This window comes from Reyranella sp. GW821-FHT12G01, assembly GCF_058806575.1.
The window spans coordinates 2466082-2483216 of record NZ_JBXAPV010000001.1; the positions used below are offsets into that span (position 1 = coordinate 2466082).

At 66.3% G+C, this 17135-nt stretch carries 18 protein-coding genes, 2 tRNA genes and 1 riboswitch; of the genes, 7 read left to right on the forward strand and 13 right to left on the reverse strand.

Going from position 1 to position 17135, the window contains the following annotated elements:
• Positions 1 to 11: 11 nt before the first annotated feature.
• The 8 genes from AC1RP5_RS11800 to AC1RP5_RS11835 all read right to left on the reverse strand — a co-directional run bounded on the left by AC1RP5_RS11800 (position 12) and on the right by AC1RP5_RS11835 (position 6012).
• Positions 12 to 740: a MotA/TolQ/ExbB proton channel family protein gene (locus tag AC1RP5_RS11800; protein ID WP_493110209.1), complete on the reverse strand. Its 729-nt coding sequence runs from the start codon at positions 738 to 740 to the stop codon at positions 12 to 14.
• Positions 741 to 750: 10 nt separating this feature from the next.
• Positions 751 to 1557, reverse strand: a complete 807-nt coding sequence (locus AC1RP5_RS11805) for an energy transducer TonB (protein ID WP_493110832.1) — start codon at positions 1555 to 1557, stop codon at positions 751 to 753.
• A 9-nt stretch (positions 1558 to 1566) separates the two neighbouring features.
• Entirely contained in the window at positions 1567 to 2343 is a 777-nt protein-coding gene (locus AC1RP5_RS11810) for a PepSY-associated TM helix domain-containing protein (protein WP_493110833.1), read from the reverse strand.
• Positions 2343 to 3026 (reverse strand): Fe2+-dependent dioxygenase, encoded by a 684-nt coding sequence (locus AC1RP5_RS11815; RefSeq protein WP_493110834.1) that lies wholly within the window; start codon positions 3024 to 3026, stop codon positions 2343 to 2345. The genes AC1RP5_RS11810 and AC1RP5_RS11815 overlap by 1 nt, the downstream gene beginning before the upstream one ends.
• A 21-nt stretch (positions 3027 to 3047) precedes the next feature.
• Positions 3048 to 5279 (reverse strand): TonB-dependent receptor, encoded by a 2232-nt coding sequence (locus AC1RP5_RS11820; protein ID WP_493110835.1) that lies wholly within the window; start codon positions 5277 to 5279, stop codon positions 3048 to 3050.
• 215 nt (positions 5280 to 5494) lie between these two features.
• Positions 5495 to 5571: transfer RNA gene (locus AC1RP5_RS11825), tRNA-Arg, on the reverse strand.
• A 35-nt stretch (positions 5572 to 5606) separates the two neighbouring features.
• Complete coding sequence (locus AC1RP5_RS11830; protein WP_493110836.1) at positions 5607 to 5909, reverse strand: ETC complex I subunit; 303 nt, start codon at positions 5907 to 5909, stop codon at positions 5607 to 5609.
• 26 nt (positions 5910 to 5935) lie between these two features.
• Positions 5936 to 6012, reverse strand: a tRNA-Pro gene (locus tag AC1RP5_RS11835).
• Positions 6013 to 6095: 83 nt separating this feature from the next.
• On the opposite strand from AC1RP5_RS11835, the gene AC1RP5_RS11840 reads away from it, so the two are divergent.
• Complete coding sequence (locus tag AC1RP5_RS11840; protein WP_493110837.1) at positions 6096 to 6503, forward strand: DUF2237 family protein; 408 nt, start codon at positions 6096 to 6098, stop codon at positions 6501 to 6503.
• 15 nt (positions 6504 to 6518) lie between these two features.
• On the opposite strand, the gene AC1RP5_RS11845 is transcribed toward AC1RP5_RS11840, so the two are convergent.
• A complete protein-coding gene (locus tag AC1RP5_RS11845; protein ID WP_493113350.1) occupies positions 6519 to 7409 on the reverse strand; it encodes a PhzF family phenazine biosynthesis protein in 891 nt (296 codons plus the stop codon).
• 1 nt (position 7410) lies between these two features.
• Positions 7411 to 9078, reverse strand: coding sequence for a formate--tetrahydrofolate ligase (locus AC1RP5_RS11850; RefSeq protein WP_493110838.1), 1668 nt, complete (start codon positions 9076 to 9078; stop codon positions 7411 to 7413).
• A gap of 74 nt (positions 9079 to 9152) precedes the next feature.
• Here AC1RP5_RS11850 and AC1RP5_RS11855 point away from each other — a divergent pair, with 74 nt between their 5' ends.
• Positions 9153 to 9812 carry an O-methyltransferase gene (locus AC1RP5_RS11855; RefSeq protein ID WP_493110839.1) on the forward strand — a complete coding sequence of 220 codons (660 nt, stop codon included), beginning with the start codon at positions 9153 to 9155 and terminating at the stop codon, positions 9810 to 9812.
• 12 nt (positions 9813 to 9824) lie between these two features.
• On the opposite strand, the gene AC1RP5_RS11860 is transcribed toward AC1RP5_RS11855, so the two are convergent.
• Entirely contained in the window at positions 9825 to 10343 is a 519-nt protein-coding gene (locus AC1RP5_RS11860) for a DUF192 domain-containing protein (RefSeq protein ID WP_493110840.1), read from the reverse strand.
• Positions 10344 to 10425: 82 nt separating this feature from the next.
• Positions 10426 to 10527: riboswitch (TPP riboswitch) on the forward strand.
• On the opposite strand from AC1RP5_RS11860, the gene AC1RP5_RS11865 reads away from it, so the two are divergent.
• The 3 genes from AC1RP5_RS11865 (at position 10525) to AC1RP5_RS11875 (ending at position 12910) form a co-directional block, all read left to right on the forward strand.
• Positions 10525 to 11232, forward strand: a complete 708-nt coding sequence (locus AC1RP5_RS11865) for an ABC transporter ATP-binding protein (RefSeq protein WP_493110841.1) — start codon at positions 10525 to 10527, stop codon at positions 11230 to 11232. Its footprint overlaps the riboswitch before it by 3 nt.
• Positions 11229 to 11966: an ABC transporter permease gene (locus AC1RP5_RS11870; protein WP_493110842.1), complete on the forward strand. Its 738-nt coding sequence runs from the start codon at positions 11229 to 11231 to the stop codon at positions 11964 to 11966. The genes AC1RP5_RS11865 and AC1RP5_RS11870 overlap by 4 nt, the downstream gene beginning before the upstream one ends.
• A 2-nt stretch (positions 11967 to 11968) precedes the next feature.
• Positions 11969 to 12910 (forward strand): ABC transporter substrate-binding protein, encoded by a 942-nt coding sequence (locus AC1RP5_RS11875; RefSeq protein ID WP_493110843.1) that lies wholly within the window; start codon positions 11969 to 11971, stop codon positions 12908 to 12910.
• Positions 12911 to 12923: 13 nt separating this feature from the next.
• Here the strand turns inward: AC1RP5_RS11875 and AC1RP5_RS11880 are convergent, their stop codons facing one another.
• Positions 12924 to 13442, reverse strand: coding sequence for a cold-shock protein (locus tag AC1RP5_RS11880; RefSeq protein WP_493110844.1), 519 nt, complete (start codon positions 13440 to 13442; stop codon positions 12924 to 12926).
• Positions 13443 to 13567: 125 nt separating this feature from the next.
• On the opposite strand from AC1RP5_RS11880, the gene AC1RP5_RS11885 reads away from it, so the two are divergent.
• The gene (locus AC1RP5_RS11885) at positions 13568 to 14446 is read left to right on the forward strand and encodes an SDR family oxidoreductase (RefSeq protein WP_493110845.1); all 879 of its coding nucleotides are present in this window, start codon (positions 13568 to 13570) and stop codon (positions 14444 to 14446) included.
• A gap of 193 nt (positions 14447 to 14639) precedes the next feature.
• Entirely contained in the window at positions 14640 to 15272 is a 633-nt protein-coding gene (locus AC1RP5_RS11890; protein WP_493110846.1) for a hypothetical protein, read from the forward strand.
• Between the two features lie 23 nt (positions 15273 to 15295).
• Here the strand turns inward: AC1RP5_RS11890 and AC1RP5_RS11895 are convergent, their stop codons facing one another.
• Entirely contained in the window at positions 15296 to 17086 is a 1791-nt protein-coding gene (locus AC1RP5_RS11895; RefSeq protein ID WP_493110847.1) for an IlvD/Edd family dehydratase, read from the reverse strand.
• Between the last annotated feature and the right edge of the window lie 49 nt (positions 17087 to 17135).

Here is a 17135-nt window from a genome sequence, read left to right on the forward strand (position 1 = left end):
GCCGCCTCTCCCTAGTTCACGGCCGTGAGCGGCACGCCGGGCTTGCGCCCGGCCTGCAGGGCCCGGCCCATCGACAGGAAGGTCAACAGCTCGAAGGCGAAGGCGTCGAGCTTGGCCGTCAGCACGCGGTTGGAGCGCGTCAGCCAGTTGAAGCCCATCACAGCCGGCAGCGCCACGGCCAGGCCGATGCCGGTCATGATCAGCGCCTCGCCCACCGGACCCGCCACCTTGTCGAGCATGCCCGATCCCGACATGCCGATCGCGACCAGCGCGTGATAGACGCCCCACACCGTGCCGAACAGGCCCACGAACGGCGCGGTGGCACCGATGGTCGCCAGCATGGTGAGGCCGTTCTCCAGCGAGGTCGTCTCCTCGTCGAGCACCTTCTTGATGGTGCGCGTCAGGAACTCGGTCTCGCTGCCGGCTTCCTCGAGCTTGGCCGCGCCGAACTTGGCGTGATGGGCCTGGGCATGCAGCGAATGCGCCGTGAGATGGCCGAACGGCTCGCGCACGCCGTGGATGCTGAGCTCGTTCTGGACCTGCTCCAGCGACGTGGCGCTCCAGAAGAAGTTCAGGAACTTGCGGCTGCGGCCCTGCCGGATCACCTGCCCGATCCCCTTGTAGATGATCAGGTACCAGGAGATCGCCGACATCACCGCCAGCACGCCCAGCAGGATCTTCGCGACGATGTCCGCCTGCGCGATGAAATGGCCGAAGCCAAGGGACGTTGCGTCGCCCATGCGTACTCTCCTACCTCAACACAAAATCGATCGGAACGTCGACCAGAAAGGCCCGCGGCACCCCGCCCGGGCTGTACGGGCGGAACTGCGCGGCGCGCACGGCCGCCAGCGCGGCCTGATCCAGATCCGGAAACCCCGAGGACTTCGCCAGCGACACCTGGGACGGACGGCCGGTCACATCGACCAGCACCCGGACATAGGCCTTGCCCTGGTCGCCGGCCCGCCGCGCCCTCATCGGATAGGCCGGATTGGGCCGCACGACGAAGCTGAGTTGCGAGGAGTCGACGACGGCGGGTCCGGGCGGCGCCGCGGGCGCGGCCTGCTGCGCCGTGGCATCGACCGGGGCGGCCGGGCGCGCGGGCTGCGGCGGCCTCTTCTGCACCGGCTTGGGCTCCGGCGGCTTCGGGTCGGGCTTCTTCTCGACCGGGATCTCAGGCGGCGGCGGCTCGTCCGGTGGCGGCAGCTCGACCTTGGCCAGCGGGAACTCCGGCGGCGGCAGATCGGGCGGCGGCGGATCGACGATGGCCGCCACGTCGACCGGCGGCGGCGGGATCTCGACGGGCGGCGGCGGCTCGGCGTTCTCGATCTCGGGTTGGGGCGGCGAATCGGCCGGCACCATGCGCACTTCCATCGGCGCCACGTCGCCCACGATCATCGGCAGCGGTTCGATCTGGGTCAGCGCCCAGCCACCGCCGACATGGAAGAAGACGACGAACGCGACAATGGCCACGCGCGCCGTCGTCGACAACGGCTCGCGCGACGGGCCCGGCGGGCCGGGGTCCGCGACCGGCGAACCCGAAGGAACAGACTCTTGCATCACATCGCCCTACAGCTGCAGCGGGCTGACGGCCAAGGCAACCGTGGCGGCAACAGCCACGGCAAAGATCGTGATGCCGACCGCGCGCTTGCGATGGGTCTCCCACCACAAAATGACACCGCTGATCGACAGGAAGATCATGCTGCCGGCCAGCGTGTCGATCAACAGGATCCACGGCACCGGCATCGCCGTGCCCTTGTGCAGGTTGGTCAGGGTCGCAATGAAGCCATTTTGCGTGGTGCGAACCGACAACGACTTGTTGCCGACCCAGTACTCGGCCTGCACCAGATGGTTCGGTCCGCCGAAGTTCATGACCCAACGTTCCGGTTGCTGCAGCGGGCGGGCAGCGCCCTCTCCCGCTCCGCGCTCTGCGCCACCGGCACGCTCGGCCCCGCCCGCGCCACGCTCCGCACCGCCACGCTGGCCGCCACCGGCTGCCGCGCCGGCCGGACGCTCGGCCCAGGCCACAGGGCGCGCGCGTTCGACGCGGGCAACGTTGGGGCCGCGATCGAGCTTCAATGTCTCCTTCAGCCACTGGCTCATCGCTTCGATGGTGGCCGGTCGCGGATCGGGCAGCTCGATCTGGGCGTTGACCTGCTTCTGGTCAGGTAGTTCCAGTTTCATGGTGCTGCGGTGATTGAGCCAGATGCCGCTCACCCCGAACATGAGACCGAGCAACGCGCCCCACAGACCGAACCAGCCGTGCGTCTTGCGCACCCAGCGCACGAACGTGAGGCGACGGTTCACCTTGTTGCTTCCTTTGGCCGTGGCCGCAGCGACCGACATCAGGTCTCGCTCCATTGCCGCACGAGGTTGTGGTAGCAGCCGATCAACGACCGCCGCGCCAGCTCGTCGGCGTTGGTCTCGTTCAGGCGCTGAATGGCGTTGTCCATGTCGTGCAGCAGAGACCTCTGTATGTCGTCGCGGATCAGGCTCTGCGCCCAGAAGAAGCAGGCCGTCCGCACGCCCCGCGTGATCGGCGCCACCGAGTGCAGGCTGGTCGCCGGATAGACCACCATGTCGCCGGCCGCCAGCTTGACGCTGTGCTGACCATACGTGTCCTCGATCTGCAGCTCGCCCCCGTCATAGTCCTCGGGGTTGCTGAGGAACAATGTCGCCGACACATCGGTCCTGAGCTTGCGGCCGGTGTGCGGGTTGATCCGCACGCTGCCGTCGACATGCGCCCCGAACTTCATGCCCTCGCCGTAGCGGTTGAACATCGGCGGGTAGATCTCGTTCGGCAGCACGGCGCTGATGAAGAACGGATGGACTTCCAGCGCCGCGCCGACGATGCGTTGGCACGCAATCGCCGTTTCAGACCGCTCGTCGATCTGCTGGTTGAACTTCACCGGCGCCCCCTGGTAGCCGGCGGTCACACGACCGTCGACCCAGGCATTGGAGCGCTCCAGGCGCTCGCGCAGGCTGACGAGCTGCGCGGCGTTGAGGACTTGGGGAACACAGACCAGCATGACGGGCGGCGGCTTCCGTCTTCAGAGGCGATAGTTGAGCGTGATCATACCCGTGAGCCCGGATCCAACGGTAGCACGGCCGCCGTCCGATGCGATGACGGCGTCGTAGTACTTGGTGTCGAGCAGGTTGATGATGTTCAGGCGGACATCGTAGGTCGGCTGCTTGTAGGCGGCCGTCAGGTCGATGCGCGCATAGGCCGGGACGACGACCGTGTTGGTGTTGTTGGCGTAACGCTGGCCGACATAGAACACGCCGCCGCCCAGCTCGTAGGTTTCCTTGATCGTATAGGTCGTCCAGATGTTGCCCGAGTCGTTCGGCGTGTTGAGCGGCACCTTGCCGGTCGTGTTGCCTATGCCGTTCTGGAAGTTCAGGCCCTGGGTGATGATGGCGTTGAGGTAGGCGTAGCCACCGGACACCTGCCACTCGGGCGTGATGCGGCCCTGGAACCCGACGCGGTAGCCCTGCACGGTGACGTTGCCCGTCGGGGTGAAGGTGCCGTCCGGATTGGCCGTACGGGCGTTGTTCTTGTCGATCTGGAAGATCGCGCCGTTGACCGACAGGTTGGCGCCCAGCAGTTCGTATTTGACGCCGGCTTCCATGCCTCTGTTCGTTTCCGGAGGCAGGGTCGATGTGCCGGTCGTCGAGGTCAGCTGTTCGAGAGACGGATTGAACGACGTGCTGTACGACACGTAGTAGGATTGCGCCGGGGTCGGCTCGAAGATCACGCCGCCACGGACGCTCGTGAACGTGTCGGTCTGCTGATAGAAGGCCGCCGTCGTGTTGCCCGCCGTGTTGAGGCGGTTGATCGAGTTGCCGATCTGCGCCGTGTAATAATCCCAGCGCAGGCCACCCACCACCTTCAGTTCGGGGATCACCTGGATCGTGTCGTTGGCATAGAAGCCGGCGCCGAAGGCCTGCGAAGAGGCGTAGTTGCCCGGCAGGGACGCCACGTTGCCCGGCGTGTTGGCGCCGACCGTGTAACCCGCCGGCGTACAACCGACCGAGCCGGCCGGCAGCGCGATGCCGTTGCAGGTGCCCGTGCGGGTCGTCGTCTTGTTGGTATAGGACTCGTAGTTGAGATCGATACCCATCAGCAGCGTGTGACCGACGGAGCCGGTGTCGAACTTCGCCAACACCTCGGTCTGGTTCTCGAGCGTGATGTCGTTGATGTTGCGGTCGCGGCTGAGCTGGCGGATCCAGAGATTGCCCAGCGGCGCGCCGCTGTAGGGGATGCCGTTGGGGCCGTTGGCGGCCGCCACGAAGCCGTTGTTCGGTCCGAGCGTGCCGACGAAGCCGCCCGAGGTCTCGCGAACGTCGGTATTCACCCAGATGAACTCGGTCTGGTTACGCAGGTTCAGGTTCGGCGCGAACTTGTGCTCGATCGTGCTCTGCAGGGCGATGACATCCTGCTCGGTATAGTCGTCGTTGAAACCCCAGGCCGTGTTGCGCGGCGCATTGAGGATGTAGCCGTTGAGGTTCGGCGCGCCGTAATTGACCTGGTCCTTGCGGTGCTGAAGGATCGCACCCAGCGTGATCTCGGTCGGTGTGCCGATGCCGAGCTTGACCGTCGGAGCCAGGCCGAAGTCGAGCACGTTGGTCTGGTCGACCGTGGAGGCCTTGCCCACCTGGAACATCGCCGAAACACGGGCCGCGTTATTCTCGCCGAACGGCGTATTCACGTCGGCCGTGGTGCGCACGAGGCCGTTGGTCGTCACCTGACCGCTGAGTTCGGTTGCCTGCTTCAGGAACGGCTTCTTGGTCACCTGGTTGATGACGCCGCCGGTCGAGCCGCGACCGAACAGCATCGAGGACGGGCCCATCAGGACCTCGACCTGCTCCAGCGCGAAGACGTCGCGATAGTACTGGCCGCGGTCGCGCATGCCGTCGAGATAGATGTCGGTACGGGCCGAGAAGCCGTTGATGTTGATGTTGGTGCCGATGTTGCCGCCTTCGGCCGAACCGATCGTGACGCCCGGCGCGTTACGCACGGCATCGACCAGCGTCGTGACGCCCTGCGACTGCATCAGCGCACGATTGATGACGACCACCGACTGCGGCACGTCCATCAGGTTGGCGGCGCCGAGGCGATTGATCGAGGCGCGCGTGGTCTGGAAATCTTCGCTGGGACGGCTGCCCGTGACCGTCACGGTCTGCATCGTCGCGGGGGCGCCCGTGGGGTTCGCCGGCTGGTTCTGGTCGGCTGGATTGGCTGGCGCGGTGGCTGGCGTCTGTACGGTTTCGGTTTGGGCCATGGCTGCCGGAGCAACGAGTAGACCAACCAACGCCGTCTTTACCGGTACGCGCTTCGCCATGACTTCTCCCCAGAAGTATCTCAATCCCCCCTTAATTGAGGAGAATGCGAGTTATTATCATGGAAAGAAAATGGCACTGAGAATGAATCGCATGCGTTGGAGGGAAGCTGCCCTGCAAAAAAATGACACATGGGCTGCAATGGGGATTCTGGGAGTGGCGCGCCCGGTTGGATTCGAACCAACGACCTACCGCTTAGAAGGCGGTTGCTCTGATCCCCTGAGCTACGGGCGCCTGCCGTCGAAAAACCCTGCGCCCGGCATGGACGCTCAGTGCGTCCAGCGGCCGACGCGGGTGTAGGAGAAATTGTCGGCGTAGGCCTTCGCCCTCACCGGCCGGCCGTGCGGCTGCTCGACCGTATATTGCCAGCCGTTCTTCTCGGCATGGGCCTTGGCTTCGTCGAGCGTCGGAAAGAACAGGCGGACCTGCTGCATCGTGTTGCGGGAACTCGTCCAGCCCATCAGGGGGTCGATCTCCTTGCGCGACGGCTCGGGCTCCAGCACCCACTCGTGGGTATTGCCGGTTCCGGACTGCATGGCCGTCTTGGCCGGCTTGAAGATGCGAACCTGCATGGCTTCCGCTACTCCGTTTACGGGCGTGGTCGGGGCGGCCGGATTCGAACCGACGACCTTCTGCGCCCAAGGCAGACGCGCTACCAGACTGCGCTACGCCCCGCCGATACACCTCTTTGACGCGAGGGTTTCTACCAGCGGCCCCGCCGCCTCGAAAGCTCAAATTCCGGATGCTACGGTGAGTTCATGTTCGATCAGACGCCCGAAGAAGGCCGCCCGGGCCGCGCCCCGTCCGTAAATGTGCTGGGAGGCCCACTCGCGCCCTGCTCGACCCAGCCCGTCACTGGCTTCTATCGCGACGGCTGCTGCAACACCGGTTCCGAGGATATCGGCCTGCATACGGTTTGCGTGGTCCTGACCGCCGAGTTCCTCACCTTCTCCGCCTCACGCGGCAACGACCTCAGCACGCCGATGCCGCAATACGGCTTCCCGGGCCTCAAGCCCGGCGACCGCTGGTGCCTGTGCGCCAGCCGCTGGAAGGAGGCGTTCGACGCCAAAGTAGCGCCCCAGGTCGTGCTTGAGGCGACCCATGCCGTCACCCTCCAGGTCGTGCCGCTGGCCGACCTGAAGCAGCACGCCTTCCGGCCGCACTAGCTCCAGGGGCTCAGGTCAGAGCTGCGCCTCGCCGCGCAGCACTGGCACACACTGGCCGGCAATCGTGGCGCGGATCCCGTCGCTCCCGCGGCGCGCGACGACCCGCAACAGGCTCGGCCGCCCCATGACGACACCCTGGTGGATGGAGACGCGAAGCTCCGGCGCGGACGTCAGCGACAGGAGCAGCGCGCCGAGCGGCCCGGCGGCACTCCCCGTGGCGGGATCCTCGATCGTGCCCCCGAGCGGCGCGAACATGCGGGCCTGAACGCTCCCCTGCCCGGCATGGGCATAGAGATACAATCCGAGCCGGCCGTTCAGAGCCGGCGTCTGCTCCACGGTCTGGCGGAACGACGGGAAATCAGGAGTCGCGCGGGTCAGGGCCGACGGCTCGACTTCGGCGATGACGAACGGATTGCCGAGCGACGCGCCAACCGGCTTGTGCGCACCCACGCGGATGTCTGCCGGCGTCAGCGACGCGCAGGCCGCGATCGTCTCCACGGGAAGTTCCGGACCCAGCGACAGCGGCTGCGGCGCGGCTATGGTGGCGCCGATCGGCGCTCCCGACGCATCACGCTCGACGTCGATCTCGACCAGCCCGGCCAGTTCCTCGAACAGGAGCTTGCCTCCCTTGTCCCTGCCCTGCTGCGCCAGCACGTAAGCGGTGCCGACATTGGGATGACCGGCGAACGGCATCTCGCGCGTGCGCGTGAAAATGCGGACGCGCGCGGTGTTCGCCGGGTTCTCCGGCGGCAGGACGAAGGTCGTTTCGCTCAAGTTGAACTCGGCCGCGAGCGACTGCATCTCCGCATCGCTCATGCCGCGCGCATCCGGAAAGACCGCGAGCGGGTTGCCGCCGAAGCGCGTGGTCGTGAAGACATCGACCGTGACGAACGGATAGGTGCGCATCTCAGAAGATCCCATCCACTTCGCCTTCCTCGGTCAGGCGGATCCGCTCCGCCGCCGGCACGCGCGGCAGCCCCGGCATGCTCATGATCTCGCCCGCCATCGCAACGACGAAGCCCGCGCCCGCGGACAAACGCACCTCGCGGATCGGCAGGGTGTGTCCGGTCGGCGCGCCGCGCAGCTCGGGATCGGCCGCGAAGCTGTATTGGGTCTTGGCGATACAGACCGGCAGCTTGCCGTAGCCGGCGGCTTCCAGCGCCTTCAGCCGGCGCTGCGCCGGTCCGGCGATCGAGATGCCCGACGCGCGATAGATCTCCTTCGCGACGGTCTCGATCTTGCCGGCGAGCGGAAGGTCATCCGGATAGAGCGGCTTGAATGCTGCCTTGCCCTCGTCGATCGTCGCAATGGCGGCACGCGCCAGCGCTTCCGCGCCCGCACCACCCTTGGCCCAGTGCTCGCACAGATAGGCCTTGGCGCCCGCCGCCGCGCACTTCGCTTCGATCAGTTCCAGTTCGGCCGGCGTGTCGGTCAGGAAGCGATTGATGCCGACCAGGACCGGCAGGCCGAACTTCCGCAGGTTCTCGACATGGCGCAGCAGATTGGGCAGGCCACGCTCGACGGCGCCGACATCTTCCTTCTCCAGCGCCTTGTCGTCTCCGCCGCCATGCAGCTTGAGCGCACGCACGGTGGCGACGACGACCGCCAGTTCGGGCTTCAGCCCGGCCTGCCGGCACTTGATGTCCAGAAACTTCTCCGCGCCGAGGTCGGCGCCGAAGCCCGCTTCGGTAACGACATAGTCGCCCAGCGCCAGTGCCGCGCGCGTGGCGATCACCGAGTTGCAGCCATGCGCGATGTTGGCGAACGGTCCGCCATGGATCAGCACGGGATTGTTTTCCAGGGTCTGCACGAGGTTCGGCTTGGCCGCATCCTTCAGCACGGCGGCCATCGCCGCGGCGGCCTTGAGATCGCCAGCCGTGATCGGCTTGCCCTCACGCGTCTCGGCGACGACGATCCGCGCCAGCCGCTTCTCGAGATCCTCGAGATCGTCGGCGAGGCAAAGGATCGCCATGACTTCCGACGCCGTGGTGATGTCGAAGCGGGCCTGACGCGGAAAGCCGTTGGCAACACCGCCCAGGCTGACGACCGTGTCGCGCAGCGCACGATCGTTCATGTCGAGCACGCGCGGCCAGAACACGCGGCGGGCATCGATACCCAGCGCATTGCCCCAATAGACGTGGTTGTCGAGCATCGCGGCGAGCAGGTTGTGCGCCGTCGTGATGGCGTGGAAGTCGCCGGTGAAATGCAGGTTGATGTCGGCCATCGGCACGATCTGCGCCTGGCCGCCGCCGGTGGCGCCGCCCTTCTGGCCGAAGCATGGGCCGAGGCTCGGTTCGCGCAGCGCGATCGCGGTCTTCTTGCCGAGACGGCTCAGTGCATCGCCGAGACCGATCGTCGTGGTGGTCTTGCCCTCACCCGCCTTGGTGGGATTGATGGCTGTTACCAGGATCAGGTGTCCGGGCTTTCGTCCCTGCAGCGACTTCACATAGTCGGCATCGAGCTTGGCCTTGTCGCGACCATAGGGTTCGAGGGCATCTTCCGGGATGTCGAGACGGTTCGCGACTTCCTTCATTGGCTTCTTGATTGCGCGCCGCGCGATCTCGATATCCGACATACCTACTCCCAAAGCCCATCGTTTCAGGGACGCGACCCTAGCGAGGCGGGCGGACGGAGCCAACAGGAGAGAACATGAAGAGTTGGCCCAAAATCGATGGCGCTTTCAGCGACTATGTGGACGCCAACTGGCTGCGTGAACCGCCGCTGCGCCGCCGGCTGCGCGAGGAGACCGCCACACTGCCGCGCGCCGGCATGCAGATCTCCGCCCACCAGGGCCAGCAGATCGCCCTGCTCGCACGCACCATCGGCGCACGGCGTGCCGTCGAGGTAGGCACCTTCACCGGCTATTCCTCGCTGTGCATCGCCGAGGCGCTGCCGACCGACGGTAAGCTCTGGTGCTGCGACGTCAGCACCGAGTGGACGAAGATCGCCCGCCGCTACTGGAAGGAAGCCAATGTCGAGAGCCGCATCGAACTCACGATCGGGCCGGCGTTGGGCACGCTCGACTGGCTGTCAGCACAGGGATTGAACGGGCAGCTTGATCTCGCCTTCATCGACGCCAACAAGGACGACTACGACGCCTACTACGAGCGCTGCCTGAAGCTCGTGCGACCGGGCGGCCTAGTGTTGATCGACAATGTCCTGTGGGGCGGCTCGGTCGCCGATCCCAAGGAAGTGGATCGCGACACCGAGGCGCTGCGCGCCCTCAACGCCAAGCTGAAGAACGACCAGCGAGTCGATCTCGCCCTGCTGGCCGTCGGCGACGGCATGACCTGCGCCCTGAAGCGCTAGGCCAGGTCACCGCTAGGCGTTGCCGAAGATCGGGTGGAGGACCTTGTCGCCAGGCTTGATGCCTAAAAGCTTGGCGCTGCCGCCGTTGATCTCGAGGACGGCGCGCACCGGGAACTGGCTGGGGATGGTCTCAGTCGAATGCGGCACGGCGTTGGCGTGGATCGACTTGATCGTGCCGTCGCCCGCGATGAAAACCATGTCGAGCGGGATCAGCGTGTTCTTCATCCAGAAGCTGACCGGCGCATCCTTGTAGAAGTCGAACAGCATGCCCTCATAGGGGCCGAGCTTTTCGCGGAACATCAGCCCCCGAGCGCGCTGCGTGTCGTCGAGCGCCAGTTCGACGTCGAACTTGATCTCGCGGCCACCGGCCACCACGACGAGCGAAGACTTCTTGAAATGGAAATCGCCACCCTGCTGGGCGGCGGCAACGCCACCCGCGAGCACGAGCGGCGCTGCGAGGAAGAGACGCCGGCCGAGATGGGATGCCTGCGGGGATGCGTTCGAGGACGCGCGGGAAACTGCCTGAGCCATGGCCATGGCATAGAGTGTGGATGGCGATTTCGTCAAACCGATGGCGCTCTTGCGTGAACAACGTCACCTAACCATAGTGGCGCCGCTCATCGGGGGGAGCCGCCTGGCGGCTGAGAGGTCCGGAAGGACGACCCCGAACCTGATCCGGTTAATGCCGGCGTAGGGACTGGTGGCTTCGTCGATGGTTTCGCCTGCCCTCTCCGTGCGGTCCGCGCACATCGTCCTCGACGGCCATGTCGTCGCCGAGAACCTGTCGCTCGATTTTGCCGCCGGGCGCACGACCTGCCTGCTGGGCCGCAGCGGCGTCGGCAAGACGTCCCTCCTGCGCCACCTGGCCGGCCTGCTGCCCGGTACCGCGTCCGCCGGACCGGTCGCCTACATGGCGCAGCGCGACCTGCTGCTGCCCTGGCTCAGCGTGCTCGACAATGTGCTGCTGGGGCATCGCCTGCGCCGCGACGATGCAGCCCGACGCGCCGCCGAACCTCGCGCCCGCGCGCTGCTGGCCGAAGTTGGCCTGGGCAGCCGCCTGCAAGACCTGCCGCAGGCTTTGTCGGGCGGCATGCGCCAGCGCGCGGCCCTCGCCCGCACACTCTGCGAGGACCGGCAGATCGTCCTGATGGACGAACCGTTCGGCCATCTCGACGCGGTGACGCGCTTCGATCTGCAGGATCTCGCTGCGCGCCTGCTGCAGGGTCGGACCGTCGTTCTGGTCACTCACGATCCGCTGGAAGCGCTGCGCCTCGGCCATGAGATCCGTGTCCTCTCGGGAACGCCCTTCACCGTCGGTCCGGTGATCGCACCCGCTGGCGCCGTCCCGCGAGATCCGACCGATCCTGCCCTCCTGGCCCTGCAGGCACGCCTGATTGGCGAGTTGAGGCACGGATCGTGAGACCGCTACTCACCGCCCTCGGACTCATCCTCGCCTGGGAGGCCCTGTGTTGGGCGACCGGCGTGCCGTCCTACATCCTGCCGCCGCCCTCGCGCGTCGCCGTGGTGCTGGTGGAGCGGTTCGACCTGCTGGTCGAGCAGGCCCAGTGGACCGCCGCCGAGATGATCCTCGGCCTCGCACTTGGCCTGGTGCTGGGCTCGACGCTGGCCGTGATCTTCGCCGCGTCCGCCACCTGGCGACGCTGGGCGCTGCCGCTGGTGATCGTCTCGCAGGCCATCCCGGTGATCGCCATCGCGCCGCTCCTCGTCCTGTGGCTGGGCTACGGTCTGGCCTCGAAGGTCGCGATGGCCGCCCTGGTGATCTTCTTCCCGGTCGTGAGCAATCTCTATGACGGGCTGCGCCGCACCGATCCGGGCTGGCTCGAACTTGCCCGCACGATGGATGCCTCACCGCGTGCGATTCTGCTGCAGATCAGGCTGCCGGCCGCGCTGCCGGCCTTCGCCTCGGGCGTGCGCATTGCCGCCGCCGTGGCGCCGATCGGCGCGGTGATCGGTGAATGGGTCGGCGCCAGCGCCGGCCTCGGCTTCGTCATGACCCAGTCGCTGGCGCGCGGACAAACGCCCCTCGCCTTCGCCGCCCTCTTCATCCTCTGCCTGCTCGGGCTCGCGCTTTACTACGCGACCGACCGCCTCGCGCGACGGCTCGTGCCCTGGCAATCGTTCCAAGGAGACTGACCATGAAAACGATGATCCGACTGCTCGCCGCGCTGGCGCTGTGCTGCGCCGCCCTTCCCGCCGCGGCGCAGGACAAGGTGCGCGTCCTGCTCGACTGGTTCGTCAATCCCGACCACGCCGCCCTGATCATCGCCAAGCAGCGTGGCCTGTTCGAGAAGCACGGTCTCGACGTCGAGCTGATCGCGCCGGCCGATCCGAACGCGCCACCCAAGCTGGTCGCGGCCGGACAGGCGGACTATGCGCTGTCCTATCAGCCCACCCTGCAGATGCTTGCCTCCGAAGGCCTGCCGCTGGTGCGGGTCGGCGTGCTCGTGGCGCAGCCGCTGAACTCGCTTGTGGCGCTGGAGGATTCTCCGGTGAAGACCATCGCCGACTTCAAGGGCCGCAAGATCGGCTTCTCCGTCTCGGGCGTCGAGGAAGCCGTGCTGGGGGCGATGCTGGAAAGCGCCGGGCTCACGCTCAAGGACGTGACCCTGGTGAACGTCAACTTCGCGCTGACCACCGCGCTGATGAGCAAGCAGGTCGACGGCGTGATCGGCGCCTTCCGCAATTTCGAACTGAACGACCTCGAGCTGAACAAGGCCAAGGGCCGGCTCTGGCTGGTCGAGAAACACGGCGTGCCGGCCTATGAGGAGCTGATCATCGTGGCCAAGCGCGAGACCGTCGATGTCGCGCGCACGAAGAAGCTGCTTGCCGCGTTGAGCGAAGCCACGACCTGGCTGACGGCCAATCAGGCCGAGGGCTGGGCGAGCTTCTCGAAGTACGGCAAGGATCTCGACAACGACCTCAACCGGATGGCGTGGAAGGATACCGTCCCGCTGCTGGCCGCCGATCCGTCCGCGCTCGACCGCACACGCTACGCGACCTTCGCGGAGTTCCTGGTGAAGCGTGGCCTGATCAAGCAGGCGCCGCCGCTCGACAGCTACCTGCGCGAGATCAAATAGAGGGCAAAGTCCGTCAGGCGTCGCGGATTTCGACGACCTGCAGGCCCTTCTGGCCCTCGGCGACGCGGACCATCACCTTCTGGCCGGGCGCCAATGATTCCATGCCGTGCCGCCGCAACACCGCGGCATGGACGAAGATGTCTCCGTCCGCCGCCTCGCGTGTGACGAAGCCGTAGCCGCGCTCGTTGTTGTACCACTTCACCAACGCGGTGATGTAATCGCCCATGGCGATGCCGTCGGGAATGGGCGGTGGTTTCGTAGTCGTGGCAACGGCCGTCGACTGGTCGACGTCAAGCACCCTCATGACCTGCCAGCCCTTGGGGCCGCGGACACCGGCGCACACTACGGTTGCACCGGGCTTGAGATCCTCATGCCCGGCTTGTCGCAGTGTCGTTACATGCAGGAACGCGTCGCTGTTATCGATGTCGAGGGCTAAGAACCCATACCCTTTGACAGCGTTGAACCACTTTACTTTACCACGCAGCTCAACCGTACCGACGTCCCCGCTCGTCTCTCCCTGAAGGGTCGTCATTCAACGATCCCGTGTTGTTATGCGGAAATCGTAAACATGCTTTGTGCAGGAAGCAACAGCGCTTGTAGGGGATTGCACGCTCAAGTTAGACGAATCGCCTGAAAGCGTTTCGGGAGGAGTGACAGATGTTCAGGACCGACCTTTTCAAGGGCAAGCGATTCCTCGTCACCGGCGGCGGTACAGGCCTCGGTCGCATGATGATGGAGAAGTTCGTCGAGCTGGGTGCAGACTGTGTGATATGCGGCCGCCGCGGCAGCGTGCTCGAAGAGACCGCCAAGCAGGTCATGGAGAAGTATCCTGGCCGTCGGGTCGACACCCACGCCGTCGACATCCGGGTCGCCACGGCCGTGGAAGAGATGATCGAGCAGATCTGGGCCACCGGCCCGCTCGACGGGCTGGTGAACAACGCCGCCGGCAACTTCATCTCCCAGACCAAGGACCTGAGCCCGCGCGCGTTCGACGCCATCGCCAACATCGTGCTGCACGGCACGTTCTACATGACCAACGCCTGCGGCAAGCGGTGGATCGCCGAGAAGCGCAAGGCGAGCGTTCTCAGCATCCTTACAACCTGGGTGTGGACCGGCAGCCCCTTCGTCGTCCCCTCGGCCATGTCGAAGGCGGGCGTCGCGGTCATGACCCAGAGCCTCGCTGTCGAGTGGGCCCGCCACGGCATCAGGCTGAATGCGATCGCGCCCGGCCCCTTCCCGACCGAAGGCGCCTGGGCCCGGCTCAACCCGCTGCAGGAGGGCAACGACACCCGCTACAACACGCGCAACCCGATGGGCCGCGTCGGCCGTCCCAGCGAGCTCGCCAACATGGCGGCCTTCCTGATGAGCGAGGAGGTCGAGTACATCAACGGCGAGGTCATCGCGATCGACGGCGCCATGGGCATCATGGGCAACGGCACCTTCTCGAACATGATGTCCTATAGCGAGCAGGACTGGCTTCGCATTCGCGAACAGATCCAGTCGACCAACGCCGCCGACAAGGCCAAGCGCAGCTAGCGTGAGTTGATTCCCGCGCCGTGCCGACCTGTGGCTTTCGTGCCACACGTCGGCACGATTGAGAAAGACCACCCCGCCAAAGTGCTAAACTGCCTGTGTCCATTGGGTCTCCGGCCTCAATTGAGCCAAAGTGTCATGGTGATTTGAGGCTCCCAAAAACAAGCAATTCATCGGGTCCCCGAGAGATCCAATCGTGCAGTCCAGTAACAAGTCGCTCGCCCCTTCCATCCTGCATTTGCCCCGTCGGCAGATGCTGTTGATGGGTGGCGCCGTGGCCGGCGTCTTGATGGTCCCGACGGCCTTCGCGCAGACAATCGAGTCTCGCCACTGGCAGGGCACGACGGCGATTACGCGGCAGCCCGAGCACATCGTCGCCAGCACCATCGCCGAATGGCGCAGCCTCTGGAGCCGCGTCGGCGCCCCCGCTCCCGACATGTTCGAAGCCGGCCGCATGAACGCCGTGGGCATCTTCCTGGGCCGGCGCGGCGGCGAAGGGTACGCCGTCAACGTGATCTCCACGGCGCGCCGCCGCGACCGTATCGTCGTCGTCTTCGAGGAGCGCATGCCCGCCGAGATGATGATGGCCCAGCGCAGCGCCCCCCGGCCGGTCGCCGGTGCACCTCTCGTGAACGGCCCCGTCCCGAGTTCTCCCTCGGGCCTGCCGGCAGGCGCTTCGGGTTTCGCAGCCCCCGGCGCCGCCGCCTCGTTGGCCCCGCCGCCGCCCCCGGCGGCGCGTCCCGTCGGTCAGCCGACCTCCCCGTGGGCGATCATCCTGATCAACCGGGCGGATCTCCCGGTCTCGGTCGAGCAGCGCCTCTTCCGTTAGATAGAGGCGCTGCCCCCCCTCGCTCAGTGCGAGTGTCGCGGCACGCCCTTCGTCTTCGCGATCTTCTGGTAGTTCACCGCGAAGTCGAGGCAGGCGCCGCTCGCCAGCTGGCCGACGAACTTGCGCTGCAGTTCCTGCCACGGCGTCTGGCTCGGCACGATGTCGGGCTTCCAGGCCGCCTTGCGCTTCGCCAGCTCCTTGTCCGTGATCATGATGTTGGCGGTGCGCTTGCCGATGTCGACGCGGACCTTGTCGCCGGTCTTGAGCAGTGCGAGGCCGCCGCCGACCGCCGCTTCCGGCGAGGCATTCAGGATCGAGGGGCTGGCCGAGGTGCCGCTCTGGCGGCCGTCGCCGATGCACGGCAGCAGCAGCACGCCGCCCTTCACCAGCCGGTCCGGCGGCAGCATGTTCACCACCTCTGCGGCGCCGGGATAACCGACGGGCCCGGCATTGCGGATGACCAGGATGCTGTTCTCGTCGATCGGCAGCTTCGGGTCGTTGATGCGGTGGTGATAATCCTCCGGCCCTTCGAACACGATGGCCGTGCCCTCGAAGGCATCGCGGTCGCCCTTGCGCTCGAGATACTTCTCGCGGAACTCCGCCGAGATCACCGAGGTCTTCATGATCGCCGAGTCGAACAGGTTGCCGCCCAGCACGGCGAACCCCGCCTGCCCCAGCATCGGCTGGTCGTAGGTCTTGATCACCTCGCCATCGGCCTTGAGCGCGTTGCGCAGGTTTTGCGCCATCGTCTTTCCGGAGACCGTCATCACGTCGCCGTGGATCTTCTTCTTGTTCAGCAGCTCCTTCATCACGGTCGGCACGCCGCCGGCGCGGTGGAAGGCCTCGCCGAGATATTTGCCGGCGGGCATGCAGTTCACCAGCAACGGGATGTCGTAGCCGACCTTGTCCCAGTCCTTGTTCTCGAGCTTCACGCCGATGTGCCGCGCGATGGCGTTGACGTGCGGCGGGCAGTTGGTCGAGGCGCCGAGCGCGCTTGCCGCGACGATGGCATTCTCGAAGGCCTTGCGCGTCAGGATGTCGGACGGCTTCAGGTCCTCCCACACCATGTCGACGATGCGCTTGCCGGTCTCGTAGGCCATCTGGCCCCGCTCCTTGTACGGACCGGGGATCGCCGCGCAGCCCGGCAGCGAGAGGCCGAGCGCCTCGGCCATGCTGTTCATCGAAAGCGCGGTGCCCATCGTGTTGCAATGGCCGACGCTGGGCGCGCTCGACGCCACCATCTCGATGAACTTCTCCATGTCGATGCGTCCCGCCGCCAGCTCCTGGCGCGCGTACCAGACGATGGTGCCCGAGCCGGCCAGGCCGCCGGCGAAATGGCCGTCGAGCATCGGTCCGCCCGACAGCACGATGGCCGGGATGTCGACGGTGGCGGCGCCCATGATCATCGCCGGGGTGGTCTTGTCGCAGCCGGTCGTCAGGACCACGCCGTCGAAGAAGTAGCCGTAGAGGCATTCGACGAGGCTGAGATAGGCCAGGTTGCGGTCGAGCGCCGCCGTCGGGCGCTTACCGGTTTCCTGGATCGGATGGACGGGAAACTCGATGGGGATGCCGCCGGCGTCGCGGATGCCGTCCCGCACGCGGGTCGCGAGGTCGAGATGGTGCCGGTTGCAGGGCGAGAGATCGCTGCCGGTCTGGGCGATGCCGATGATCGGCCGACCGCTCCGCAGCTCGGCCAGGGTCAGGCCGAAGTTCATGTAGCGCTCGAGGTAGAGCGCGGCCATCGTCGGGTCGCCCTTGGCGTCGAACCATTCGCGGCTGCGCAACTGACGCTTGCCGCTCTTCATTTTTGCCATCCGCTTCCTCCAGATTTGTTGAGACAACCCTGGGAGAAGGCGTTCCGGA